This window comes from Patulibacter brassicae (genome assembly GCF_033949425.1).
GTDB lineage: Bacteria > Actinomycetota > Thermoleophilia > Solirubrobacterales > Solirubrobacteraceae > Patulibacter > Patulibacter brassicae.
Genome location: NZ_JAXAVX010000019.1, coordinates 18,036 through 43,134, shown reverse-complemented (window position 1 = coordinate 43,134; position 25,099 = coordinate 18,036). Strand labels below are relative to the sequence as shown.

Sequence of the window (25,099 nt, the reverse complement as noted above, 5' to 3'; positions counted from 1 at the left end):
ACGCGTTCGTGGAGCAGTTCCTCGCCGGCGCCTCGCGCGGCCCGCTGGGGATGAACTGAGTCCTGGGGATCCGTCGTCGGGTGGTGTCGGGGCGCCGGTCGGCGCCCCGACGTCGTCCGGGGCCGGCGCCGACGACCGCGTCCCGTGCGCTCGTGCCCGGGTCGGGACGACGACCGCGTCGGCGGATGCGGGTCCCGCGCGGCCGGTGCCGCGCCCGCGTCGGACGACTAGGTCGTCGCGGCGATCCGCACGACCGGTGCGTGCAGGGCGTTCCACACAACGTCGGTGAAGCCCTCGACGAGGGCGTCGACCTCCGCCTCCTCGGTCACGCGGGCGAGGTGCTGATGGAAGACGCGCTCGGCCATCCAGACGAGCCAGGCGGCCGTCTGGTCGGGCAGGAGCGTCGCGTCGACCCAGCCCTCGCGCTGGCCGCGCCGGACGTGCTCGGCGACCGCGCTGCGGTGCGAGTCGATCACCGCGGTCACCTCGACGCGCAGCCGCTCGTCGTAGACCGTGGCGTCGTAGGCCGCGGCCGCGAGCGCGGCATGGGGGCGGTAGGCGAGCATCACGCGACGCAGCGCGTCGCGCAGCGCATCGCGCTCGAACGGGCCGTCCATCATCGTCCACGTCGCGGCGGCCGTCCGGGTCGCCGCGGCGATCTCGCGGGACCACTCCTGCAGCAGGTCGGACTTGTCGCTGAAGTAGGCGTAGAAGGTCGAGCGCGAGAGGTCCGACTCGGTCATGAGCCGCTCGATGCTGATCGACGGGTACGACTCGCCGGCGTCCAGCAGCCGCTCGACGGTCTCCCGCAGCCGCTCCGCGACGCGTGCGCGTCGGTCGCCCGACTCGCTCATCGCGTCGCCGCGTAGAGCACGTTCCACACGACGTCGGTCAGCGAGCGCATGAGCAGCTCGGTGTCCTGCGCGCTCGCCGGGGAGACGAGCTGCAGCAGGCCGCGCTCGGTCATCCACGTAAGCCACGTGGCGGCCTGCTCGGGGTCGACGGTCGGGTCGACGTAGCCGTGCTCCTGCCCGTGGCGGACGTGCTCGGCGACCGCATCGCGGGCGCGCTGCACCAGCGCGCCCAGCTGCTCGGCGATCTGGGCGTCGTACGCCGTGGCCTCGACGACCGCGGCCATCACCACGCGGTGCGTGCGGTACGTGTCGGCGATCCGCTCCATCGCCTCGCGCAGGTCGGCCTTCGTGGCGTCGGCGGGCAGCTGCCACCAGTAGCTCGCGGCCTCGATGACCGCGTCGATCACGTCCTCGGCGAGCGCGCCGAGGAGGTCCTCCTTGTCCTCGAAGTAGACGTAGAAGGTGGACCGGGCGATCCCCGCCTCGCGCACGAGCCGCTCGACGCTGAGCTCGGTGAAGCTCGTCGACTCCAGGCAGCGATCGACGGCCTGGAGCAGCTGGTGGCGGATCTCGATCCGGCGCCGGGCGCGTGAGGTCTGCGAGGTGCGGGTGATCGAGGCCATCGAGGACCGTTCGATCCTAAGCGACCCGCTGGACGAGGTCCATGTGTCCGGGCACCATGTCCGGACACGAGTACCGGCGGCGGCGTGCGGCGTGCGGCGCCGGAGGCCACGGCCACAATGTCTGGACATGCTGTGCGATACTCGTGGACCACCGTAGTTCCCGGACCCCTGAGGAAGCGACAGATGACGACCACCGTGCCGACGGACCCCGTCGACTGGGACGCGCTGATCGAGCACGATCGCGTCCACGGTTCCCTCTACACCGATCCCTCCATCTTCGACCTCGAGATGGAGCGCATCTGGTACCGCACGTGGGTCTTCGTGGGCCACGAGAGCGAGGTCCCCGAGCCCAACGACTACGTCGTCAAGGCGATCGGCCCGCAGCCGATCATCATGACCCGGGACAAGCAGGGCGAGATCCACCTCCTGCTGAACCGCTGCACGCACCGCGCGAACCTCGTCTGCGACGTCGCGAAGGGCAACTCGAGCGCCTTCCGCTGCCCGTACCACGGGTGGACGTTCTCCAACACCGGCAAGCTCCTGGGCTACCCGTTCAACTCCGGCTACGGCGGTCGCGAGAAGAAGAGCGAGCTCGGCCTGGGCCGGGTCGCCCGCGTCGCCTCCTACAAGGGCTTCGTCTTCGGCTCGTTCGCCGAGGAGGGCGAGACGCTGGAGGAGCACCTCGGCGCCGCGGCCGAGGCGATCGACCGCCTCGTGGAGCTCTCGCCGAGCGGCGAGATCCAGCTCTCCGCCGGCTGGCTGCAGCACGAGGCCAAGGCGAACTGGAAGATGCTCGTCGAGAACGAGACCGACGGCTACCACCCGCAGTTCGTCCACTCCTCGATCTTCACGGTCGCCGACTCGAAGATCGGCGAGCTCTACGGCGAGAAGTCGATCGCCGTCTGCCGGGACCTCGGCAAGGGGCACACCGAGAACGACCTGCGCCCGGAGTTCCGCCAGCGGGCAGAGCCGATGAGCTGGTTCGGCACGACCGCCGACCGCCTGCCGGACTACGTCGCCAACCTCGAGGCGGCACGGGGCAAGGAGCGGGCGCGCGAGATCATGATCGACGGCGCCCCGCACGTCATGATCTTCCCGAACCTCTTCATCGCGGAGATCCAGATCTTCGTGATCCAGCCGGTGGCGGTGGACAAGACCGTGCAGCACGTCACGGCGATCCAGTACAAGGGCGAGCCGCAGATCAACCGCCGGATGCTGCAGCAGACGATCGGCTCCGTCGGCCCCGCCGGCATGCTGCTCGCCGACGACACCGAGATGTACGAGCGCAACCAGCGCGGCGTGCACGCGAAGGACCCCGAGTGGCTCGTCATCGCCCGCGGCACGCACCGCGAGCGCCTGGACGAGGACGGCTTCACCGTCGGTGACGCCACCGACGAGGTCCCGCAGCGCGCGATCTGGCGCCACTACCGCGAGCTCATGGAGGCCGACGCGTGATGACCCCCGAGCCGATCGCGGCCACCGCGACCGACGACGCCGTCCCGACCGAGGAGTCCCAGCGGGTCCTCGTCGCCGGCGACGGCCACGGCGGCTACGCCGCCGGCGGCCCGCTCGACATCGAGCTGCTGCACCGGGTCGAGCAGTTCCTCTACCGCGAGGCGCGCCTGGCCGACGAGCACGAGTACGACGCGTGGGAGGCCCTCTGGGCCGACGACGGGGTCTACTGGGTGCCGGCCGGCCACGACGACATCGATCCGACCACGACGATGTCGGTGATCTTCGACAACCGCTCGCGGATCCGGCTGCGCATCCGCCAGTACCACACGGGCAAGCGTCACTCGCAGATCCCGCCGTCGTCGCTGCGGCGCACGATCTCCAACGTGGAGCTGCTCGGCGAGGACCCGGAGGACCCCGACCTGCTGCTCGTCGGCGCGAACTTCCACGTGTTCGAGTCGCGCGAGCGCGGGATCGTCCACTGGGTCGGCCGCTACGACTACAAGCTGCGCCGGCGCGGCGAGAGCTTCGAGATCGTCTTCAAGAAGGTCCGGATCGTGGCGAACGACCGGCCGCTGCACACCCTGGCCTTCCTCATCTGATGACCCAGCCCCGTGCGCGATCCCTCCCGCTGGGCGAGGGCGACGCGACGCCGGTCGAGCTCGTCAGCGAGTTCGCGGCGGTCTCGCTCGTGGTCGATCACCGGGGCAACGGCCCGCGGCTGCGGATCGAGGACCTGCGGACCGGCCAGGTCGGCTACCTCGATCCGCTCGAGCTCGAGACGCTCGCGTGGCTCCCCGAGGGGGCGCTGCACAAGTTCCTCGACCCGTCCTTCCACCGCTGGCGCGAGCGGCCGGACCTCCCCGAGGTCCCCGACTCGCCCGAGGGTCTCGACGCGGGCTGAGCCCGACGTCGGCAGCACGTGCGGCGCGCGGGCGGGCCCTGGCCTCGGACCCGCGGTGCGCCCCGAACGACCGAGGGCCCGGATCGACGATCCGGGCCCTCGGTCGTTCCGGGGTCCGGGGGCGGCGTCTCGCCGCCCCCGGAGGTCCCGGCGCTACTCCGCGTAGAGGGCCTCGATCGTCCCGGCGTACTTCGCGTCGATCGGCTTGCGCTTGAGCTTCATCGTCGGGGTGAGCTCCTCGCCGCCCGGCAGCCACTCGTCCGTCAGCAGCTCGAACTTCTTGATCTGCTCGACGCGGGCCAGGCGCTCGTTGGCCTGCTCGATCGCCTGGGCGATGTGGGCCTGGACGCCCGGATCGGCGGCGACGGCGGCGACCGTCGGCTCCAGGCCGTGCTTCTGCGCGTGGACCGCGGCGATGTCCGGATCGAGGACGAGCAGCGCGACGTTGTAGCGCCGGCCGTCGCCGATGACCGCGACCTGGCCGATCAGCGGGCTGGCGCCCTTGACGACCTGCTCGATGTTCGCCGGCGACATGTTCTTGCCGGCGGCGTTGATGATGATCTCCTTCTTGCGGTCGACGATCGCGAGGTAGCCCTGCTCGTCGAGCTTCGCGATGTCGCCGGTCGCCAGCCAGCCGTCGCCGTCGACGGCCTCGGCGGTCTTCCCGGGCTGGTTGCGGTAGCCCTTCATGACGATCGGGCCGCGGACGAGCAGCTCGCCGTCGTCGGCGATCCGCACCTCGGCACCGGGGATCGGCTTGCCCACGCGCCCGATCCGGAACTCCTCGGGCGCGGCGGAGGCGATGAGCACCGTCGACTCGGACATGCCGTAGCCCTCGGTGATCGGCAGGCCGATCGCCAGGAAGAACTCGGCGACGTCCTGCGAGAGCGGGGCCGCGCCGACGACGATCCACTTCGTGCGGTCGAGGCCGAGCTTCGCCCGCAGCTTCGAGAGGACGGCCTCGTCCATCGCGGCGTGCTTGGCGGCGAGCTCCTCGGGCACCGGCTGGCCCGCCTGCTCGAGGCGGACCTTCTCGATCCCGATCTGGATCGCGCCCTGCAGCCCCGCCCGGCGCTGCTCGTCGGGCTCGGCGGCGATCCCCGCCTCGAGGGCGGCCTTCAGCTTCTCGAGGACGCGCGGCACGCCGCCCCAGAGCGTCGGGCGCAGCGCCGGCAGGACGCCCGCGATCGTCTTCATGTCGGCGATCGAGGTGACCTGGACCCCGAGCGCGAGGTTGTTGTAGTGCGAGGACCAGCGATCGGCGGCGTGCGCCGAGGGCAGGTACGACGTGATCGTGTCGCCCGGCTCGATCGAGAGGACCGACGCCATCGCCTGCAGCGTGTGCAGCATGTTGGCGTGCGTCAGCTCGACGCCCTTCGACGGGCCCGTCGTGCCGGAGGTGTAGATGAGCGTCAGGACGTCGTCGGGGCCGACGGCGCGCCACGCCGCCTCGAAGTCGAGGTCCGGGTCGCCCTGCTCCTCGAGCTGCTCGAGGGTGATCGCGCCCTCGGCGGCGCCGTCGACGGTGACGATCGTCGTCGGGTTCGCGCGGCCCTGCGCGGCGGCCTTCGCGCGGTCCAGGAAGCCGACCTCGGTGACGAGGACGTCGCAGCCGGCGTTCTCGTAGAGGTGCGCGATCTGCTCGGGGGCGAGCGTGTTGTACATCGAGAACGGCGTCGCGCCCAGGTGGAAGGTCGCCGTGTCGACGAGGTGGAACTCGGGGCGGTTCGTCAGGAGGATGCCGACGGTCTGGCCCCGGCGGACGCCGAGCGCGTGGAGACCGCGGGCGATCCGCTCGACGCGCTCGGCGTACTGCCGGTACGTCAGCGAGACGGCGTCGTCCGGCGTGCGGAGGGCGACGGCGTCGCCGTGGGCCGCCACGGTGGCCTGGAACGCCTCGGCCAGGGAGCGGACGTTCGCCAGCGCCGCGACGGCGGACGACGGGGACGGGGCGGTGGTGGCCATGCGGTGATCTCCTCGTTCTCGCGACGGCGTCGATAGTGGACGCGCTGTCCGTTAGCGTATCCGGCGAGTCCGGGACCTGCCCCGGGCAGACTGCCCGGACACACTGTCTGGGCAGTGTAGACGGCCACGGCGTCGCGCGGGGGATTCCAACGCGCCCGATCTGTCCGAATGCGCCAGCTCGGCGCGAGCTCGCCCCGGAACGACGACGGGCCGCCCCGAGGGCGGCCCGTGCGGCACGCGGCCGGCGGACGCCGGCCGAGACCTCAGCCTTCGCGGGTCCCGGGCGTGAAGCGGATCGGCAGGCGGGTCAGCGAGTTGACCCACGGCGAGACGCGGCGCTCGGGCTCCCCGGCGATCTCGATGTCCTGCAGCCGCCGGAGCACCTCCTCGAAGATGATCCGCAGCTCGAGCCGCGCGAGCCCGGCGCCGAGGCAGAAGTGGCGACCACCCCCGCCGAAGGCCATGTGCGCGTGCTCGGGGCGCTCGATGTCGAACGTGCCGGGGTCCTCGTAGCGCTCCGGGTCGCGCGAGCCGGCGGTGTACCACATGACCAGCCGGTCGCCCTCCGCGATCTGCTGCCCGCCGACCTCGGCGTCCTTCGTCGCGGTGCGCACGAAGTACTGCACGACCGACGTCCACCGCAGCAGCTCCTCGACCGCCTGCGGCAGGAGCTCCGGGTTCGCGCGGAGCTTCTCGAGCTGCTCGGGGTGCTCGAGCAGCGCTCGCAGCCCCGACGAGGTCGTGTTGCGCGTCGTGTCGTTGCCCGCGAAGACGAGCAGCGCGAAGAACAGCATGATCTCCGGGTCGTCGAGCTTCTCGCCCTCGACCTCGGCGTTGCGCAGGCGCATCACGAGCGAGTCGTTGTTGCCCTCCGCGATCTGGCGCTCGACCTGCGCGTGCAGGTACCCGGCCATCGCCATGAACGTGTCGACCGCCTGCGCGGGCTCGTACGTGTTCGCGGAGTCCTCGATCGCGTTCGTCCACTCCAGCAGCTGCGGGACGTCCTCGTCCGGCAGGCCCATGAGGTCGGCGAGCACCATCAGCGGGATGCGGACGGCGAGGTCGCCGACCGCGTCGCACTCGCCCTGCTCGATGACGTCGTCGATCACGCGGGTCACGACCGCGCGGACGTCGTCCTCCATCTTGTTCACCGTCGCGGGGACGAAGGCGCTCTGGAGGATCTTGCGGTACTTCGTGTGGTCCGGCGGATCCTTGTAGAGGAGGACCGACCGCTGCAGCTCGAGCGGCGCGACGAGGTCGCGCACGGTGAACACGCCCTCCTGGGCCGAGGAGAACGTGCTGCTGTCCTTGCTGACGGCAGCGATGTCGGAGGCCCGCGTCAGCGACCAGAACTCGCCGAGCTCGGCGGTCGCGTTGCGGCGGACCGGGGCCTCCTCGCGCATGCGGGCGAAGAGCTCGTGCGGAGGGCCGTCCTCGAACCACTTCGGGTCGAGGATGTCGATGGTCGAGAGATCGACCTCGGCGGCGGTCGATGGCGTCACGGTGAGGGCCCTCCTCGGGATGCTTGCGGCGCGTCCGGACATCATGTCCGGACGCAGTGGCAACAGGCTACATCAGCGTCCCGGGCCGGTGGGCGCGAGATCGCGTCGACGCGCGCCGGGCGTCCGCGCGGACCGGGAACGCGAACCGCCGGCGAGGCGCCGGCGGAGCGGGTGCTGCTCGGGGGCGGGCGCGTGCCCGCCCGGCTCAGCCCTGGCGGGCGGGCGCGTAGAGCGTGTTCCAGACGATGTCGGTGTACGCCTCGATGAGCTTCTCGAGCTCGGCGGGGGAGGCGCGACGGACGAGCTGGTGGAAGCCGCGCTCGGCCATCCAGGTGAGCCAGCCGGAGGTCTGGGTCGGGATCAGCCCCTCGGCGACGAAGCCGCCCTTCTGGCCGGCGACGATGTGCCGGCGGAGGCCCGCGACGTTGTTGCGCATCATCGCCGTGACGAGCTCGCGGACGTTCGCGTCGTAGGCGGCGGCGTCGTACGTGGCGGCCATGAGGACCGTGTGAGGCTGGTACGTGCGCACGATGTTGTCGAGCACCCGCTGGACGTCGTCGCGCGTGGCCGAGGCGTCGAGCGTCCACCACTCCTTCGCGGCCTCCGTCAGCTCGGCGCGGATCTCCTCGAACCACGCCGTGAGCAGGTCGCCCTTGTCCTCGAAGTACACGTAGAACGTCGAGCGGGAGACGCCGGCCTCCGAGACCATGCGCTCGACGCTGATCTCGGTGAAGCTCTCGCCCTCCTCGAGCAGCCGCTCGATCACCGCCAGGAGCTTCTTGCGGATCTCCTCGCGCCGATCGGCGCGACTTCCCTGGCGCTTGCGCGTGACCGACGGCATGGCGCCAACCGTACCGGTCCGACGGGCCGGAACGGGCGCTCCGGGGCAGATCGGCGGCTCCTGCTACGTTCCGTCTGGACACCATGTGCAATCGTCGCGACGCTCAGGCCGCCCGGTGACCACGACCGGCATCCGCTCCTACGGCACGTACGTGCCGCGCTTCCGGCTCGACCACGCCGAGATCGGCGAGGCCCTGACCGGGAAGGGTCGCGGCGGGGGCCGGCGCCTCGTCGCGGGCTTCGACGAGGACGCCACGACGATGGGCGTCGAGGCCGCGCGCGCGGCCGGCGATCCGTCCGGGCTCGACGCCATCTGGCTGGCCACGAGCAGCCCCGCCTACGCCGACAAGACGAACGCCACCGCCATCCACGCGGCCCTCGGCCTGGGCCACGACGGCTTCGCCGTCGACGTCGCGGGCGCGCCGCGGGCGGCCGTCGGCGCCCTGCGGGCCGCGGCCGCGGACGGCGGTCTCGCGGTCCTCTCCGACCTGCGCACCGGCCGTCCGGGCTCCGCCGACGAGCGCGACGGCGCCGACGCGGCCGCCGCGTTCCGCTTCGGGCCGGCCGACGACGCCCTCGCGGTGCTCATCGGCCGCGGCTCGGCGACCGCCGAGTTCCTCGACCGCTGGCGCGCCCCGGGCGAGCTCGCCAGCCGCGGCTGGGAGGAGCGCTTCGGCGTCGAGCAGTACCTGCCCCTCGCCGACGCCGCCGTGCGGGCCGCGCTCGCCGACGCCGGGATCGAGGAGGTCGACCACGTCGTCGTCTCCTCGCCCCACGCCCGGGCCGCCGCGCAGCTGGCCAAGCGGTTCCCCGGCCGCACGCCCGCCGCGACGCCGGCCGTGGGCTACGCCGGTGCGGCCGACCCGGGCCTGAAGCTCGCCGACGTCCTCGATCGGGCCGGCGCGGACGAGACGATCCTGGTCCTCGTCGCCGCCGACGGCGCCGACGCGCTCGTCCTGCGCACGACCGGCGCGCTGCCCGCTCGCCGTCAGGCGGTCGCGCTCGCCGCGCAGCTGCAGGGCGGCCGATCGCTGCGCTACGCGACGTACCTCACGTGGCGCGGGCTGCTGGACCGCGAGCCGCCGCGCCGTCCGGAGCCGGATCGGCCCGCCGCCCCGCCGTCGGCGCGCTCGGAGGGCTGGAAGTTCGCGTTCGTCGGCACGCGCTGCCGCGCCTGCGGCATGGTCCACGTGCCGCCGGTCCGCGTCTGCAAGCGCTGCCACGCCGTCGACGAGATGGATCCGGCGCCGCTGGCCGACCGCGACGGGACCGTCGCGACGTTCACCGTCGATCGGCTGGCCTTCTCGCCCTCCCCGCCGCTGATCACCGTCGTCGTCGACTTCGACGGCGGCGGCCGCTACACGCTCGAGGTGGCCGATGCCGGTCCCGACGAGATCGCGATCGGCACGCGCGTGCAGCCGACCTTCCGCCGGCTCTACAGCGTCGAGGGCATCCACAACTACTTCTGGAAGGCGCGACCGGTGACCACCGGCGACGCGCAGGGCTGAGGGGACCACGATGGCCAGCAACGGGATCAAGGACCGGGTCGCGATCGTCGGCATGGGCTGCACGCCCTTCGGCGAGCACTGGGGCCGCTCGGCGGACGACCTCCTCGTCGACGCGGTGCAGGAGTGCTTCGCCTCGACCCCGGGCATCACCGCCGACGACGTCGACGCCTACTGGCTGGGCACCATGAGCTCGGGGCAGTCCGGGATGGTCCTGTCGAAGCCGCTGAGCCTCGACTACAAGCCCGTCACGCGGGTGGAGAACTTCTGCGCGACCGGCTCCGAGGCCGTGCGCAACGCCTGCTACGCCGTGGCCTCCGGCGCCTACGACGTCGTCATGGCGGTCGGCGTCGAGAAGCTCAAGGACTCCGGCTACTCCGGCCTCGTGCGCTCGAACGTCGCCGGCGACGGCACCGCGCCGGAGATGACGGTCACCGCCCCGGCCGCGTTCTCGCTCCTGGACCCGGCCTACTGCGAGCGCTACGACGTCGATCCGGACGCGATGCGCGACGCGATGACCCACGTCGCGTGGAAGAACCACGTCAACGGCGCGAAGAACTCGCGGGCGCAGTTCCGCAAGGAGGTGCCGAAGGAGAAGATCGCCGCCTCCCCGCTCGTCGCCGGCCGGCTCGGCGTCTTCGACTGCTCCGGCGTCTCCGACGGCGCCGCCTGCGCGCTCATCGTCCGGGCCGAGGACGCCCACAAGTACACCGACCGCCCGATCTACGTGAAGGCGCTCGCCTTCGCCGCGGGGCCGGCGAACGGCCCGATGGACCCCGACTACGACTACACGTCGTTCGAGGAGGTCGTGCGGACCGGTGCCGACGCCTACCGCCAGGCCGGCATCGAGGACCCCCGCACGCAGATCGACGTCGCGGAGGTCCACGACTGCTTCACGCCGACGGAGATCGTGCTGATGGAGGACCTCGGGTTCTCCGAGCGCGGACGGGCGTGGCAGGACGTGCTCGACGGCGCCTTCGACCTCGACGGCCGGATCGCGGTCAACGCCGACGGCGGCCTGAAGTCGTTCGGCCACCCCGTCGGCGCGAGCGGCCTGCGGATGCTCTTCGAGTGCTGGCTGCAGTTCCGCGGCGAGGCGGGCGACCGTCAGCTGGCGGACCCGAAGCTCGGCCTCACGCACAACCTCGGCGGCCGGCCGGGCACCTGCGTCTCGTTCGTCTCGATCGTCGGTCGCGACCTCGGCTGAGCCGCGGTCGCCCGCCCTCCCCGTCGCGCGCTGGACCCGCGCCGTCACGTCACCGACCCCGGAGCCCTCATGTCCGACACCCTGCGCCACGCCGTCATCTGCGAGCCGCTCCGCACGCCGGTCGGCCGGTACGGCGGCGCCTACCGGTCGCTCACGGCGACCGACCTCGCCGCGGTGGTCCTCCGCGAGCTCGTCTCCCGCGCAGGGCTCCAGGAGGGACAGGTCGACGACGTCCTGTTCGGCCAGTGCTACCCGTCGGGCGAGTCGCCGGCGATCGGGCGCGTCGCCGCCCTCGACGCCGGCCTCGGCATCGAGACGCCCGGCCTGCAGATCGATCGTCGCTGCGGGTCGAGCCTCCAGTGCGTCGTGACCGCCGCGATGCAGGTCCAGACCGGGGCCAGCGACGTCGTCATCGCCGGCGGCGCCGAGTCGATGAGCAACGTCGAGCACTACTCGACGCAGATGCGCTGGGGCGCCAAGGGCGACGGCATCCAGCTGCACGACCGCCTCGCCCGCGCGCGGGTCACGGCCGGCGGCCGGGACTTCCCGGTCCCGGGCGGCATGCTCGAGACCGCCGAGAACCTCCGCGAGGAGTACGAGATCCCGCGCGAGGAGCAGGACTGGCTCGCGCTGCGCTCCCACCAGAAGGCGGTCGCCGCCCACGAGGAGGGGCGCTTCGCCGACGAGCTCGTGCCGGTCAGCGTGCCGCAGCGCAAGGGCGACCCCGTCGTGGTGGATCGCGACGAGCACCCGCGGCCGGAGACGACGCCGGAGTCGCTGGCGAGGCTCCGCCCGGTGCGCGGCGCGATCGACCCGGCGTCGACGGTGACCGCCGGCAACGCGTCGGGCCAGAACGACGGCGCCTCGGCGTGCATCGTCACGACGCCGGAGAAGGCCGAGGAGCTCGGCCTGCGGCCGATCGCGCGCCTCGTCTCGTGGGCCGTCGCCGGCGTGCCGCCGCGCACGATGGGCATCGGCCCGGTGCCGTCGACGAAGAAGGCGCTGGACCGGATCGGGCTGACGCTCGCCGACATCGACCTCATCGAGCTCAACGAGGCGTTCGCGGCCCAGGTGCTCGCGTGCACCCGGACATGGGGCTTCGGCGAGGCGGACTTCGAGCGCTTCAACGTCAACGGCTCGGGGATCTCCCTCGGGCACCCGGTCGGCGCGACGGGCACCCGGATCCTCGCCACGCTCCTGCGCGAGCTCGACCGGCGCGAGGCGCGCTACGGCCTCGAGACGATGTGCATCGGCGGCGGTCAGGGCATGACCGCCGTGTTCGAGCGCGTCGCCTGACGACGAGGGACCGCGCCGCCCTGCGGGTTCCGGGCTGGACCCCCGCCGCGGGGTACGGCGCGGAACCTGTCGGGCGGCCGGACGTCAGCGGCCCCGCCAGACCGGATCGCGCTTCTCGGTGAACGCTCGGGCGCCCTCGCGGGCGTCCTCGGACTGCATGACCGGATCGGCGATCGCGGCCTGGCGGTCCCAGAACTCGTCGTCGCTCCACGACCACTGCTGCTGGACGATCTGCTTCGCGGCGATCAGCGCGAGCGGCCCGTTGGCGGCGATCCGGGCGGCGAGCTCGCGGGCGGCGGCGACGGTCTCGCCCGGCTCGGTCAGGCGGTTGATCGCGCCGAGCTCGTAGGCCCGATCGGCGGTGATGAGGTCGCCCGTCAGCGCGAGCTCGAGCGCCAGCGACGGCGGCAGCAGGCGGGGCAGGCGCCGCAGCGCGCCGCCGGCGGCGACGAGCGAGCGCTTCGCCTCGGGGATCCCGATCTTCGTGCCCTTCGCGGCGACGACGAGGTCGCAGGCGAGCGCGATCTCCAGGCCGCCGGCGACGGCGAAGCCCTCGATCGCGGCGATCAGCGGCTTGCGCGACGCCCGGCGCACGATCCCGGCGAAGCCGCGGTCCCCGGCCCACGGGCGCTTGCCGGTCTCCGCGAACGCCTTGAGGTCCATCCCGGCGCAGAACCCGCGCCCCGCGCCCGTGATGACGCCGACGGAGAGGTCGGGCGAGGCGTCGAGGTGATCGAGCGCCTCGGCCATCGCCTCGGCCAGCGGCAGGTCCACCGCGTTGCGGACGTCGGGGCGGTTGAGGGTCAGGAGCAGGACCCCGTCCTGCTCCTCGCGCAGCAGCGGCGCGGTCTCGGTCTCGGCGCTCATGACGGCCACGATAGCCGCCGGTCCGTCGGGAGCGACGATTCGTCAGGACAGACTGTCCGATCAGTGCGTATGATGGCGGAGCGGCCACGCCGGGCCTCAGGCGTGGCCGCCGTTCGTTCCCGGCCGGTCGCTCCGGCGGCGGTTCGCCCTCCGCCGCTCGTGCCGCGATCCTGCCGTCGACGGGACGCGCGCCGCAGGTCGCCGGCCGCGACCGCGAGGTCCCTCCGTGACCGCAGGATGCAGGAGCCCGCGATGACCAGCACCGAGTTCGAGTCGATCCGCGTCCACCGGCGCGACGCCGTGGCCACGATCGAGCTGCACCGGCCCGAGGCGCTCAACGCCTGGACGCCGGACATGGGGCGGGAGATCCTCGCCGCGGTGCACGGGGCCAGCGCGGATCCGGACGTCCGCGCGATCCTCTTCGTCGGGGCGGGCCGCGCCTTCTCGGCCGGCGCCGACGTGAAGGTGCCGCGCGAGCTGACGCCCGAGGGCGACCCCGACCTGCACACCCGCCTCGACGAGATCTACAACCCGATCGTCGCGGAGATCCGCCGGGCGCCGAAGCCGGTGATCGCCGCGGTCCAGGGCGCCTCGGCCGGCCTCGGGTTCTCGCTCGCCCTCGCCTGCGACCTCGTGATCGCCGCCGAGTCGGCGTACTTCCTGCTCGCGTTCGTCCACATCGCCGTGATGCCCGACGGCGGCGCGACGTTCAACCTGCCGGCGCGGATCGGGTATGGCCGCGCCGCCGAGCTCGCGATGCTCGGCGAGCGCCTCCCCGCGGCCAAGGCGCTCGACTGGGGCGTCGTCAACGCCGTCCATCCCGACGACGAGCTGCGCGCGGCCGCCGACGCCCTCGCGGACCGCCTCGCGGCGCTGCCGACCGTCGCGATCGCGTCGATGAAGGAGGCCCTCGGCGCCGCCGCGCTGCGCGGCCTCGACGACCACATGGCCCTCGAGGCCCGCCTCCAGCAGCGCCACGCCACGACCGCCGACTACGCCGAGGGCGTCACGGCGTTCAAGGAGAAGCGCAAGCCGCGCTTCCTCGGCCGCTGAGCAGGGTCAGCCGGGACGCCTGCAGGCCGTCGCGCCGGCGGAACCGTCGCGCCGCAGCTGCGCCTCCAGCGCGACGAGCGGCTGCGTCGCCGCGCCGGCCGCCGCGTCCGCTCGCCCTGGCGGAGCCGCCGCCCAGGCCTCCAGCGCGTCCTCGACGCGGCGCAGGGCGCCGTCGCGGCCGGACGCGCCCACGAGCAGCGCGAGGCACGCTCGCGGAATCGCGGCTCGCCGCAGGACCGCTCGGTCATCGCGGGCTGCAGCCCGCCAGCGACGGGCGGCCCGCAGGAGCGCGCGAGGCGGCTCCGCGGTACACGCGGACGAGCGGCACCCGCTGGTGTCGGTGGTGGCGGCGGTGAAGCTCGCGGCGGTGAAGCCCACCATCGCTCGGCAGGTCGCGTCCGCGGCCCGGAGGATCGGACCCGCGGTGCGGCGCTGACGGCAATCGCGGCGCAGGGCGGTCGCCGCTTGCGCGAGCCGCCGCCGGAGGTCCCCGATCCCGCCGATGTCCCCCGCGAAGAGCCGGTCGGTGGCGGTCCAGCGCTCGGTGGTGCGCACGGACCGCGCGAGTGCCCGCCGTTCCGCCGCCGACATCGTCACGCCCCGCAGGCTCGTCGTCGAGGTCGTCGAGGTCGTCGCGGCCGATGGCCGAGCGGTGCGCTCGGCGTCGCTCGCGCCGCCACCGCACCCGGCGGCGCACGCCGCGAGCAGGACGACGAGGAGCCGGATGGGCACGTGACGCATGACGTCACTGGATCATGCGGCGACGCGGTGGCGCGACCGACGTGGCCGGTCGTCCGGTCGGCCGACCGCCGCCGCGCCCTCGCGCTCAGCCGACGTGCCGCTTGCAGGGCCTCGGATCGAGGTCGGCGACGCTCGTCCGGCTCGGCTGCTCGAACAGGACGCCGAGCTGCTCGAGCGCCTGGCCGACCTGCTCCTCCGAGGCGCTCTCGTCACCGAGGAGCCGCACGACGCCGTCGAGGGAGCTGGCCATCTTCCGGCCCTCGTCGAGCATCTCGTCCGTCCCGTGCAGCGCCTCGCGGCACTTCGGCACGAAGCGCGTGTCGGCGAGCAGTGCACGCGAGTCCTCCATCTTGCGGACGCCGACGCGCATCGACGACGCGAGGTCGGCGAACGCCCTGCGCAGGCAGGCCTGGTCGGTGCATCCGACCATCGCGCTGAACGTCGCGCCGAGCTTCTCGAACTGTTCGGCGGCCGCACGGCACGACGGTGCCAGTGCGCGGAGCACCGCCCCGCCTCGCTCGTAGGCGGCGCAATCGCGATGGGCCGCGTCGCTCGCCCGCCCGAAGAGCGCCTGGACCTGCTGCGGTGCGGCGTCGTCGTCGAGCGCCTCCATCTGCCGCTCGACCGACCGCTGCGCGCGCCACGACCGGACGAGCACCTGGTAGTCGCTCTGGGTCAGCCGCGCGTCGGCCGAGAGCTTCGCCGCGGTCGTGGTCCCGCCGCGGTCGGGCTCGTCGTCCCCGCACGCCGCAAGCGACGCGACGCCGAGGGCCAGCACGACGAGGATGGCGCGCGCACGTGAACGTGGCATGGCGTCACCCTATGTCGGGCGTCGGCGTCTGTCCGGGGCCGTCGCGGACCTCCCCTGGCACCATTCCGATCCGTTCGACCGCCTGCGCGTCGCGCGGTCCGCGACCTCGATCACTCGCTCGTCAGCGCCGATGACGCGCCGCGTGCGTGCGACGTGAAGCTGCCCTGGGACGACGCCGACCTCACGGCCGAAGGGGCCGACGTCACCCGACGTCGTCCTTGCAGGCGGTCGGGCGGAGTCTCGCTGCGCGTGCCAATGCACGCTCCATGCGTCGGTCGGCGACGTCCGCGCGTCGGTCGATCTCGTCCTGGCTCGGGGCGTCCGCAAAGCCGCGGAAGGTGGCCGCCATCGCGGCGAACGCGGTGCCGAGCTGCCGCGGGCCGATGAGTGTGTCGCGGCAGCGCGGACCGAGAGGCGAGTCGCGGAACGCGCGGCGTGGCTGCAGGATGCTCTGCGCTGTGGCGTCGAATAGCTCGGCGAGCCGCTCGAGGTGGGCGGCGCATGCGTCCGCGTCGTCGCACTGGGCGCTCTCCCCGCGAGAGAGGGCGAGATCGATGTAGCTCTCGATCCCTTCGACGCCCGACGCGCACGAGGCGGCCAGCGAGCGCAGCACAGGACCGGCGCTTCGGTACTGCTGGCAGTCGTCTCGTGCGCGACGGAACGCTTTGTCCATCGCTGCGCGGACCGCCCCCCGGTCGGTCTCGTCGACGCCCTTCCAGATCGCCTCGACCGCGCGGTCGGACGCGACGAGCAGGTCATACTCACGTTTGCTCAGCGGGGAACGGACGCCCTCGGTCCGGGCGATCTCCTGCCAGCGCTGAGCGTCGGACCCGAGACCGCGCGAATCGCTCCCGGCCCCGCAGCCGACGAGGGCGAGCAGCAAAACGAGGAAGAGGCTTCGCAGGGTGGGGGACACCGCCGAAGAAGCTACGCCGCCGAGCGCCGAGACGCCAGACCGGTGGACGGGCGTCAGTTGTCCGAGGAGCTCAGGCGGAGCCGATGCCCATGCCGCCGGAGACGCCGATGTTCTCGCCGGTGACGAACGACGCCTGCTCCGAGGCGACGAACGCCGCGAGGGCGGCGACCTCCTCCGCCGTGCCGAGGCGCTTGAGCAGCGTGCCGGCCTCCATCGCGGCGACCATCTTCAGGCCGAGCTCGCCCTTCGCCCGGACCTGGTCCATCAGCGGGGTCTCGATCGGGCCGACCGCGAGGGTGTTCGCGGTGATGCCGAAGCGGGCGTTCTCGCGGGCGATCGACTTCGTGAAGGCGATGATGCCGCCCTTCGTCGCCGCGTAGACGGCGTTGCCGGACGAGCCGATCCGCCCGGCCTCGGAGCCGATGTTGATGATCCGGCCGTACCTCGCCTCCTGCATCGCGGGCAGGGCGGCCTTCGTTACGGCGAACATGCCGAGGAGGTTCACCCCGACGACGCGCTGCCAGCGCTCGGGCGTCGTGTCGGTGAACCAGCCGGGATCGTCGAAGCCGGCGTTGTTCACGAGGACGTCGAGCCGGCCGGCCTCGCGCACGACGCGGTCGGCCTGCTCGAGGTCGCCGATGTCGACCTGCACGGCCTCGCCGCCGATCTCGGCGGCGATCTCCTCCGCGACGTCGAGCGTCCGATTGGCGACGATCACGTGCGCGCCCTCGGCGGCCAGCCGACGGCTGATCCCCGCGCCGATCCCGCGCGCTCCGCCGGTGACCAGCGCCCGGCGTCCGTCCAGCATGCCCATGTCGTGCTCCTCGGTCCTCTGGTTCTCGGTCGGGCGTCAGCCCAGGTCGGCGCCGACGGCCAGGCGGCGGCGCAGCAGCGGGGCGACGCGGTAGCGCTCCTCGCCGAGCTCGCGATGCAGCGCGTCGAGGATCGCCACGACGTGCGGCAGGCCGAGCGCGGCCGACCAGGCGATCGGGCCGCGCGGGTGGTTCACGCCGAGCCGCATCCCGGCGTCGACGTCCTCCGGGGTGGCGTCGCCCTGGCCGATGAGGAACGCCGCCTCGTTGATGAGCTGCGCGACGACCCGACCGAGCGCCAGGCCGGGGGCGTCGGCCACCCGCTCGGCGTGGCGGCCGACGCCGGCGACGAGCCCCTCGAGCCGCTCCAGCGCCTCCGGGACGGTCGCCTCCGTCGCCGTCACCTCGATCAGGCGGGAGGCCTCGAGCGGCGCGACCGCATGGAACCCGGCGGCCTGGGGGTCCAGCGCGTGCAGCGAGCCGCGGGCCAGCAGCACGGCGCGCGGCCCGGCGGGCAGCGCGCCCTCGGCCTCGTCGAGCCGCAGGTCCAGCGTGAGCCACGGGTCGGTCGCGTCGGACCCGACGACCGCGAAGCCCGCGCCGGCGGCCGCGTCCCGCAGCTCGTCGGCGAGGGGGATCGACCCGACGATCGCGACCGTCCGCCCGTCGCCCCCGCCGGCCTCCGGCGCCGGGGCGTCGTCGGGCCGGTGCGGCTGCCCGTCGGCGTAGGCGTACCAGCCGCGGCCGGTCTTGCGGCCGAGGTGCCCGGCCTGGATCTTGCGCGCCTGGAGCGGGGAGGGCTGGAAGCGCGGCTCCCCGAACGTCTGGCGGTAGAAGCCCTCGGCGACGGCGTGGTTCGTCTCGATGCCGATGAGGTCCATGAGCTCGAACGGGCCCATCCGGAACCCGGCGCCGCGGCGCATGATCCGGTCGAGCTGCTCGACCGTCCCGATCCGTGCCTGGAGCAGGCGCAGCGACTCCAGCGAGTACGGGCGGTTCACCCGGTTCACGAGGAACCCGGCGACGTCGGCGGCGTCGACGACGTGCTTGCCCATCGCCTCGCCGGTCGCGCGGGCGATCGCGAGCGCCTGCTCCGAGGACCCCTCGCCGGCGACGACCTCGACGAGCTTCATCACCGGCGCCGGGTTGAAGAAGTGGAAGCCGACGACCCGCTCCGTGCCGGGCGTCGACGCGGCGATCTCGGTGACCGAGAGCGAGGAGGTGTTCGTCGCCAGCACCGCGTCCGGCGCGACGATCCCCGCGAGCTTGCCGAACAGGTCGAGCTTGATCTCGAGCCGCTCGGGCGCAGCCTCGATCACGAGCCCGGCCGGCGCGAGGTCCTCGAGCGTCGCCGCCGCCTCGATCCGGCCGGTGATCTCCTCGACCTCCTCGGCGGTTCGCTTGCCCTTCGCGACGAGGCGGTCGAGTCCCTTGCCGATGCCGGCGATGCCGCGCTCCAGCGCCTCGGGGACCGGATCGTGCAGGAGCGTCCGCGCGCCAGCCTGCGCGGCGAGCTGCGCGATCCCGGCCCCCATCGTGCCGGCGCCGATGACGGCGATCGTGTCGGGGACGCGCGCGCTCATGGGCGGGAGCGTACCGGCGGATCGCGGTCCTGCGCGGCTTGCCCACACACCATGTCCAGACGACGCGTTGCGATCCGGATACGATCAGCGGCGATGTCGAGCGCCGAGAGCACCGCACCGTCGAACGAGGCCGCCCCGCCGGTCGTGCTCGCCGAGCGCGACGGCGCGATCGGGCGGATCACCCTGAACCGGCCCGAGGCGCGCAACGCGATCACCACCGAGGTCGGGCAGGAGCTCGAGCGCGCGCTGCGCGAGCTCGGCGGCGACGAGACGATCGCGGTGATCGTCATCCGCGGCGCGGACGGCTGCTTCTCCGTCGGCGGCGACTTCCACCACCTCGAGGCGCTGCGGACCGCCGACGACGCGCGCGAGGCCCTGCGGGGGCTCTTCGTCGCCTTCCGGCGCGCCTGCGACCTCATCGCCGAGCTGCCCGTGCCGGTCGTCGCCGCGGTCGAGGGCTACGCGATGGCGGGGGGCTTCGAGCTCATCCAGTCCTCGGACATCGCCATCGTGCGCGAGGACGCGAAGCTCGCCGACAACCACTCGAACTTCGGTCAGGTGCCGGGCGGCGGCTCGTCGCAGCGGCTCGCCCGCCTCGTCGGCCGCCCCCGCGCGCTCGGCCACATCCTCACCGGCGACCGGCTGAGCGGGAGGCAGGCCGCCGAGTGGGGGCTCGTCTACCGGGCCGTCCCGGCGGAGGAGTTCGACGCCGCCGTCGAGGCGCTGCTCGAGCAGCTCGCCGGCAAGGACCGCGCCGCGATCGCCCGCACGAAGGGCCTCGTCCGCGGGGGCCTCGACGGCACCCTCGCCGACGGCCTGGACCGCGAGCTGGAGACGGTGCTCGACCACCTCTCCGGCGAGGAGGCCGCGGCCGGCATCGGCCGCTTCACCAACCGCTGACGGCCGGCGCCGATCCGTGGCGACGCCCCGCGTCCGCCCGGTCCGGCACGCGGCCCGACCCGATCCCGACGACGCGCAGGAGTCGCCCCCGATGAGCACCACGACCGACGAGATCACCACCGAGGCGCTGATCGCCGACGCCGCCGTCCTGCTCGACCTCGAGTCGACGGGCGTCGCGCGGATCCGGCTGAACCGCCCCGACGCCGCCAACGGCATGAGCGTCCCGTTCCTCGAGGCGCTGAACGCCGCGATCCTCCGCTGCCTCGAGGACCAGCGGGTCCGCGCCGTGCTGATGACGGGCGAGGGCAAGCACTTCTGCGCCGGGGGCGACATCCGCGACTTCGCCTCGAAGGGCGAGGGGCTGCCGGACTACCTGCGCGTGGCGACGACCCTCCTGCAGACGGCCGCCTCCGGCCTCATGCGCCTGCAGGCGCCGGTGATCGCGGCCGTCCACGGCTTCGCGGCCGGCGGCGGCGGGCTCGGTCTCGTCTGCGCGGCGGACCTCGTCTACGCCGGCGAGTCGACGAAGTTCATGTCGGCCGCCACGCGTGCCGGGATGGCGCCGGACGCCGGCACCTCGGTGACGCTGTCGCGGATCGTCGGCTTCCGTCGAGCGATGGAGATCGTCCTGGCCGACCGCGTCCTCACCGCGCAGGAGGCGCTCGAGGACGGCCTGATCAACTGGGTCGTCCCGGACGATCGCCTCGTCGAGGAGGCGCTGGCCTTCGCGCGCCGGATCGCCGCCGGCCCGACGCTCGCCTACGGCGAGGCGAAGCGCCTCATGTGGGAGGGCCTGGACGGGACCGCCGAGGCGCGGATGCCCGACGAGGCCCGCACGGTCTCGCGACTCTCGGGGACCCACGACGCCCGCGAGGGGCTGGCGGCCGTCATCGAGCGGCGCGAGCCGCGCTACGAGGGCCGGTAGCCGGCGCCCGCTCCCGCGTTCGATCTGGCACGGTACCGTGCCAGATCTGGCACGGATCGCCCGCGACCGGCGCTGGACGAACGGCCGTTCGCCCTGGACATGCTGACCGGATAGCATGTCCGTCGGTCTCGGGAATCGCTTGGAGGAGCACTCATGGCCACGAAGCAGCAGATCACCGGCTCCCGCGTGGTCGCCATCACCGGAGCCGCGCGCGGCATCGGCCTGGCGACCGCCAAGGCGCTGCACGCCGCCGGCTGCAAGGTCGCGCTCGGCGACATCGACGCCGAAGAGGCCCGCCGGCAGGCCGAGGGCCTCGGCGAGCGCGCCGTCGGCCTCGCCGTCGACGTCACCGACCCGGCGTCGTTCGCGAGCTTCCTCGCCGACGCGGAGCAGGCCCTCGGGCCGATCGACGTCCTGCACAACAACGCCGGCATCATGCCGATCGGGCCGTTCCTCGACGAGTCGCCGGAGACCGCCGAGCGCGTCCTGCGCATCAACGTGCAGGGCTGCCTCAACGGGATGAAGGCCGCGCTGCCGGGCATGCTCGCCCGCGGCCGCGGGCACATCATCAACACGGCCTCCGTCGCGGGCAAGTCGCCCGTTCCGGGCGGCCTCACGTACGCCGCGTCGAAGGCCGCCGTCGTGTCGGCGACGGAGACGGCGCGGGTCGAGTACGCCGGCCGTGGCCTGCACTTCACCTGCGTCATGCCGTCGTTCACGAACACCGACCTCGTGAACGGGACGAGCGGCACGCGGTTCGTGAAGAACGTCGAGCCGGAGGACGTCGCCGAGGCGATCGTCGACGTCGTGCGGCGCCCGCGGCCGGACGTCGTGGTGCCGAGGATCCTCACCGGCGTGCTGAAGACGCAGCCGCTGCTCGGCCGTCGCCTGCGCGACACGATGAACCACCTGATCAAGGCCGATCGCGCGTTCCTCGAGATCGACCAGCAGGCGCGCGCCGGCTACGAGCAGCGGATCGGCACGACGCCGGCGCGGGCACCGCTCACCGCCGCGCCCGCCGACGAGCCGGCGGTCGAGGTCGACCCCGACGAGGTCCTCGACCAGACCCGATGACCGGCCGGGACGGACGCCCCGACCCGACGGGGTCGGGCGCCCGACCTGCCACCCTCGACGGCATGACCACCGTCCCGCCCGCCGAGCGCGTCCACGCCGTCCCGGGCACGGCGAACTTCCGCGACGTCGGCGGCTACGCCGCGCGCGACGGGGCGCGGGTGGCCCGGGGGCGCCTCTTCCGGGCCGACGGCATCGACGCGCTCGGCGACGCCGGGCGCGCCGTCCTGCGCGAGCTCGGGTTGCGCACGGTCATCGACCTGCGCCAGGCGATCGAGTCCGAGCAGCACCCCGACGACCTCGCCGGGCTCGAGCTCGAGCACGTGCTGATCCCCGTCATGGGCGAGCTGAGCACGGGACGGATCACCGACCTCGGCCGGCTCTACCTGCTGCTGCTCCAGCAGCGCGGCGAGCGCCTGACCGAGGCCGTCCGCCGGCTCGCCGTGCCCGGCGCGCTGCCCGCGCTCTACCACTGCGCCGCGGGCAAGGACCGGACCGGCCTCGTGACCGCGCTCGTGCTCGGCCTCCTCGGGGTCGACGAGGAGGAGATCGTCGCCGACTACGCGCTCACCGGCGAGCTGCTGCGCGGGCCGAAGCTCGACCGCATCCGCCGCCACGCCGTCGAGGCCGGCCTCGACGAGCAGACGATCGCGGTGGCGCTCGACGCCCCGGCGGAGGCGATGCGGCTCGTGCTGGACCACCTCCGCGAGCAGCACGGGGGTGCCCGCGACTACCTGCTCGCCCACGGGGCGGCGGAGCACGAGCTCGAGGCCCTCGCCGACGCCCTGCTCGAGCGGTAGCGACGCGACGCGCGTCGTCCGGTGAAGCCATGGTCGAGGGCCTTCCGCACGACGCGGACCTCGGGGCCGGTCGGACCCCGACGGACCGGGGGAGCGGCTCGGACGGTCTGTCCGCACGGACCGTCCGGGGTGTAGCGTGACCGGCATGCCCTCGCCGTCGTCCCCGGAGCGCCCGTGACGACCCGGATCGCGGTCCCACCGGCACCCTACTTCGAGGATCTCGAGGTCGGTGCGACGGTCGAGGACGCGCCGGTGGTCACCCTCACGGAGGGGACGGCCGCGGTGCACCAGTCGATCCTCGGCTGGCGCCTGCGGCTCGCGCTCGATCGGGGTCTCGCGCGCGCCGTGACCGGCGAGGACGGTCTCCTGGCTCACCCGTCGCTCGTCTGCGACGTCGCCATCGGCCAGTCGACGGCCGTGACCCAGCGGGTCCGCGCCAACCTCTTCTACCGCGGCCTCGTCCTGCTGCGTCCGGTCCGGATCGGCGACGCGCTGCGCACGACGACGACGGTCGAGGCGCTGCGCGAGAACCGTCGTCGCGAGGGCCGCCCGGCGACCGGCTTGGCGGAGCTGCACATGCGGACGGTCGACCAGCACGACCGGCCGGTGCTCGACTTCCGGCGCTGCGCGATGCTGCCGCTGCGACCCGACGCGCCGCCGACCGGCCGCCAGGACGCCGTCGACGCGGTGCCGGAGGACCTCGACGAGGCGGCGCTGCGGGCGGTGACGACCGGCTGGGACCTCGCGGCCTTCCGCGCCGCATCGCCGCACGGCGCGCACGCGGCGGATCTGCGCGAGGGGGAGCGGATCGAGGTCGTCGGCGGGGACGTCGTGAGCTCGGCGCCCGAGCTGGCCCGCCTCGGGATGAACGTCGCCCTCGTGCACCACGACCGCCGGGGCACGGGCGCGCGTCCGCCGCGCCGACTCGTCTACGGCGGCCACACGATCGGCCTGGCCGGCGCGCAGCTGGGCCGGGCGCTGCCGAACCTCGTGACGATCGTGGGCTGGCGCCGCTGCGACCACGTCGGCCCGGTCTTCGAGGACGACACGCTGCGCAGCGTCGTGACGATCGGCGCGTCGACGCCCCTGGCGGACGGCGGCGCGCTCGTCGAGCTGCACGTCGACGTCACGGCTGATCCGCTCGACGACGACGCGGGCGGCGAGCCGCGACACGTACTGGCCTGGGACCTGATCGGAGTGATGGCATGACGAACCAGCACGGCATCCTCGCCGGCATGCGCGTGATCGAGGGCTCGGCCTTCGTCGCGGCGCCGCTCGGGGGCATGACGCTCGCGCAGCTCGGCGCGGACGTCATCCGCTTCGACCAGATCGGCGGGGGACTCGACCACGCTCGGTGGCCGGTCGCCGAGGGCGGCCAGAGCCTCTTCTGGGCGGGGCTGAACAAGGGCAAGCGCTCGATCCAGATCGACCTCCGCCGCCCGGAGGGCCGCGAGCTCGTCGGCCAGCTCGTCGGCGCGCCGGGACCCGACTCCGGGCTCTTCCTCACGAACTTCCCGGCGCGCGGCTGGCTCGCCTACGACGAGCTGCGCAAGCGCCGGGAGGACCTCGTCATGGTCGCGCTGACCGGCAACCCGGACGGCACGAGCGAGGTCGACTACACCGTGAACCCGGCGACCGGCTTCCCGTGGGCGACGGGCCCGCGGAACCTCGCCGAGCCGCTCAACAGCGTGCTGCCGGCCTGGGACATCGCGATGGGCGAGCTCGCCGCCGTCGGGCTGCTCGCCGCAGAGCGCCGCCGGTCGCGCACCGGCCTGGGCACGCTCATCAGCCTCGCGCTCTCCGACGTCGCCTTCGCGATGGTCGGGAACCTCGGGCGGATCGCGGAGGCGCAGCTCGAGGCGCGCGACAGCGCGAAGGACGGCAACTACCTCTACGGCGCGTTCGGGCACGACTTCGAGACCCGCGACGGTCGCCGCGTGATGGTCGTTGCGCTGACCGGACGTCAGTGGAGCGCCCTGAAGGACGCGACGAACCTCCACGAGGCCTGCGCGAAGATCGAGGAGGGCACCGGCTTCGACCTCTCGACCGAGGCCGGGCGGTTCCAGGGCCGCGACTTCATCGCGGCGCTGCTGCGGCCGTGGTTCGCGCGACGCGACCTCGCCGACGTCCGCGAGGCGTTCGCCGGCACGTCGGTCTCGTGGGGGCCCTACCAGACGTTCCGCCAGCTCGTGGAGGAGGACCCGCGCTGCTCGAGCGACAACCCGATGTTCGCCGAGGTCGACCAGCCGGGCGCGGGGCGCTACCTGTCGCCGGCCTCGCCGCTGGAGTTCTCGGCGGTCCCGCGGGTGCCCGTGGCGCCGGCGCCGGTCCTCGGGGCGGACACGGAGCAGGTCCTGGCCGACGTCCTCGGCCTGGCGGAGCACGAGATCGGCCGGCTGCACGACGACGGCATCGTCGCGGGTGCCGCGGCCGACGCGCCTCGCGCGGCCACGACCGCCTGAGCCCCGCCGG

General features: G+C 73.6%; 24 protein-coding genes. 13 read left to right on the top strand and 11 right to left on the bottom strand.

Going from position 1 to position 25,099, the window contains the following annotated elements; genetic code table 11:
- Positions 1–227: 227 nt before the first annotated feature.
- Together SK069_RS19330 and SK069_RS19325 are read right to left on the bottom strand one after the other, a co-directional pair.
- Complete coding sequence (locus SK069_RS19330) at positions 228–854, bottom strand: TetR/AcrR family transcriptional regulator (protein ID WP_319955905.1); 627 nt, start codon at positions 852–854, stop codon at positions 228–230.
- On the bottom strand, positions 851–1,477 hold the full coding sequence (locus tag SK069_RS19325; protein WP_319955904.1) for a TetR/AcrR family transcriptional regulator: 627 nt from the start codon (positions 1,475–1,477) through the stop codon (positions 851–853). The genes SK069_RS19330 and SK069_RS19325 overlap by 4 nt, the downstream gene beginning before the upstream one ends.
- A gap of 183 nt (positions 1,478–1,660) precedes the next feature.
- Here SK069_RS19325 and SK069_RS19320 point away from each other — a divergent pair, with 183 nt between their 5' ends.
- From SK069_RS19320 to SK069_RS19310, 3 genes are read left to right on the top strand one after another with little or no spacing between them, the layout of a single operon-like run.
- Positions 1,661–2,932: an aromatic ring-hydroxylating oxygenase subunit alpha gene (locus tag SK069_RS19320; RefSeq protein WP_319955903.1), complete on the top strand. Its 1,272-nt coding sequence runs from the start codon at positions 1,661–1,663 to the stop codon at positions 2,930–2,932.
- Complete coding sequence (locus tag SK069_RS19315; RefSeq protein WP_319955902.1) at positions 2,932–3,531, top strand: aromatic-ring-hydroxylating dioxygenase subunit beta; 600 nt, start codon at positions 2,932–2,934, stop codon at positions 3,529–3,531. Before SK069_RS19320 ends, SK069_RS19315 begins: the two co-directional genes overlap by 1 nt.
- Positions 3,531–3,833 carry a hypothetical protein gene (locus tag SK069_RS19310; RefSeq protein WP_319955901.1) on the top strand — a complete coding sequence of 101 codons (303 nt, stop codon included), beginning with the start codon at positions 3,531–3,533 and terminating at the stop codon, positions 3,831–3,833. The genes SK069_RS19315 and SK069_RS19310 overlap by 1 nt, the downstream gene beginning before the upstream one ends.
- A 153-nt stretch (positions 3,834–3,986) precedes the next feature.
- On the opposite strand, the gene SK069_RS19305 is transcribed toward SK069_RS19310, so the two are convergent.
- From SK069_RS19305 to SK069_RS19295, 3 genes are all read right to left on the bottom strand, one after another.
- Complete coding sequence (locus SK069_RS19305; RefSeq protein WP_319955900.1) at positions 3,987–5,798, bottom strand: AMP-dependent synthetase/ligase; 1,812 nt, start codon at positions 5,796–5,798, stop codon at positions 3,987–3,989.
- 263 nt (positions 5,799–6,061) lie between these two features.
- A complete protein-coding gene (locus SK069_RS19300) occupies positions 6,062–7,300 on the bottom strand; it encodes a cytochrome P450 (RefSeq protein WP_319955899.1) in 1,239 nt (412 codons plus the stop codon).
- 205 nt (positions 7,301–7,505) lie between these two features.
- Positions 7,506–8,141: a TetR/AcrR family transcriptional regulator gene (locus SK069_RS19295; protein WP_319955898.1), complete on the bottom strand. Its 636-nt coding sequence runs from the start codon at positions 8,139–8,141 to the stop codon at positions 7,506–7,508.
- 115 nt (positions 8,142–8,256) lie between these two features.
- On the opposite strand from SK069_RS19295, the gene SK069_RS19290 reads away from it, so the two are divergent.
- From SK069_RS19290 to SK069_RS19280, 3 genes are all read left to right on the top strand, one after another.
- Complete coding sequence (locus tag SK069_RS19290) at positions 8,257–9,648, top strand: OB-fold domain-containing protein (RefSeq protein WP_319955897.1); 1,392 nt, start codon at positions 8,257–8,259, stop codon at positions 9,646–9,648.
- Positions 9,649–9,658: 10 nt separating this feature from the next.
- Positions 9,659–10,852: an acetyl-CoA acetyltransferase gene (locus SK069_RS19285; RefSeq protein WP_319955896.1), complete on the top strand. Its 1,194-nt coding sequence runs from the start codon at positions 9,659–9,661 to the stop codon at positions 10,850–10,852.
- A 69-nt stretch (positions 10,853–10,921) separates the two neighbouring features.
- Positions 10,922–12,148 (top strand): acetyl-CoA C-acetyltransferase, encoded by a 1,227-nt coding sequence (locus tag SK069_RS19280; RefSeq protein ID WP_319955895.1) that lies wholly within the window; start codon positions 10,922–10,924, stop codon positions 12,146–12,148.
- Positions 12,149–12,232: 84 nt separating this feature from the next.
- Here the strand turns inward: SK069_RS19280 and SK069_RS19275 are convergent, their stop codons facing one another.
- Positions 12,233–13,015, bottom strand: a complete 783-nt coding sequence (locus SK069_RS19275) for a crotonase/enoyl-CoA hydratase family protein (protein WP_319955894.1) — start codon at positions 13,013–13,015, stop codon at positions 12,233–12,235.
- A 252-nt stretch (positions 13,016–13,267) separates the two neighbouring features.
- On the opposite strand from SK069_RS19275, the gene SK069_RS19270 reads away from it, so the two are divergent.
- Positions 13,268–14,068 carry an enoyl-CoA hydratase-related protein gene (locus tag SK069_RS19270; protein WP_319955893.1) on the top strand — a complete coding sequence of 267 codons (801 nt, stop codon included), beginning with the start codon at positions 13,268–13,270 and terminating at the stop codon, positions 14,066–14,068.
- 6 nt (positions 14,069–14,074) lie between these two features.
- Here SK069_RS19270 and SK069_RS19265 read toward each other — a convergent pair whose 3' ends face one another.
- The 5 genes from SK069_RS19265 to SK069_RS19245 form a co-directional block, all read right to left on the bottom strand.
- The gene (locus SK069_RS19265) at positions 14,075–14,809 is read right to left on the bottom strand and encodes a hypothetical protein (RefSeq protein ID WP_319955892.1); all 735 of its coding nucleotides are present in this window, start codon (positions 14,807–14,809) and stop codon (positions 14,075–14,077) included.
- A gap of 85 nt (positions 14,810–14,894) precedes the next feature.
- Positions 14,895–15,620, bottom strand: a complete 726-nt coding sequence (locus SK069_RS19260; protein WP_319955891.1) for a hypothetical protein — start codon at positions 15,618–15,620, stop codon at positions 14,895–14,897.
- A 202-nt stretch (positions 15,621–15,822) separates the two neighbouring features.
- On the bottom strand, positions 15,823–16,536 hold the full coding sequence (locus SK069_RS19255) for a hypothetical protein (protein WP_319955890.1): 714 nt from the start codon (positions 16,534–16,536) through the stop codon (positions 15,823–15,825).
- Between the two features lie 70 nt (positions 16,537–16,606).
- Positions 16,607–17,350, bottom strand: coding sequence for an SDR family NAD(P)-dependent oxidoreductase (locus SK069_RS19250; RefSeq protein ID WP_319955889.1), 744 nt, complete (start codon positions 17,348–17,350; stop codon positions 16,607–16,609).
- 36 nt (positions 17,351–17,386) lie between these two features.
- A complete protein-coding gene (locus tag SK069_RS19245; protein WP_319955888.1) occupies positions 17,387–18,931 on the bottom strand; it encodes a 3-hydroxyacyl-CoA dehydrogenase NAD-binding domain-containing protein in 1,545 nt (514 codons plus the stop codon).
- A 93-nt stretch (positions 18,932–19,024) separates the two neighbouring features.
- Between SK069_RS19245 and SK069_RS19240 the strand changes: the two genes are divergently transcribed.
- From SK069_RS19240 to SK069_RS19215, 6 genes are all read left to right on the top strand, one after another.
- Complete coding sequence (locus SK069_RS19240; RefSeq protein WP_319955887.1) at positions 19,025–19,831, top strand: enoyl-CoA hydratase/isomerase family protein; 807 nt, start codon at positions 19,025–19,027, stop codon at positions 19,829–19,831.
- A 91-nt stretch (positions 19,832–19,922) separates the two neighbouring features.
- On the top strand, positions 19,923–20,756 hold the full coding sequence (locus tag SK069_RS19235) for an enoyl-CoA hydratase/isomerase family protein (RefSeq protein WP_319955886.1): 834 nt from the start codon (positions 19,923–19,925) through the stop codon (positions 20,754–20,756).
- Between the two features lie 153 nt (positions 20,757–20,909).
- Entirely contained in the window at positions 20,910–21,830 is a 921-nt protein-coding gene (locus SK069_RS19230; RefSeq protein ID WP_319955885.1) for an SDR family oxidoreductase, read from the top strand.
- A gap of 62 nt (positions 21,831–21,892) precedes the next feature.
- Entirely contained in the window at positions 21,893–22,627 is a 735-nt protein-coding gene (locus SK069_RS19225) for a tyrosine-protein phosphatase (RefSeq protein WP_319955884.1), read from the top strand.
- Positions 22,628–22,801: 174 nt separating this feature from the next.
- Complete coding sequence (locus SK069_RS19220) at positions 22,802–23,836, top strand: MaoC family dehydratase (RefSeq protein ID WP_319955883.1); 1,035 nt, start codon at positions 22,802–22,804, stop codon at positions 23,834–23,836.
- The gene (locus SK069_RS19215; RefSeq protein ID WP_319955882.1) at positions 23,833–25,089 is read left to right on the top strand and encodes a CoA transferase; all 1,257 of its coding nucleotides are present in this window, start codon (positions 23,833–23,835) and stop codon (positions 25,087–25,089) included. The genes SK069_RS19220 and SK069_RS19215 overlap by 4 nt, the downstream gene beginning before the upstream one ends.
- The last annotated feature ends 10 nt before the right edge of the window (positions 25,090–25,099 follow it).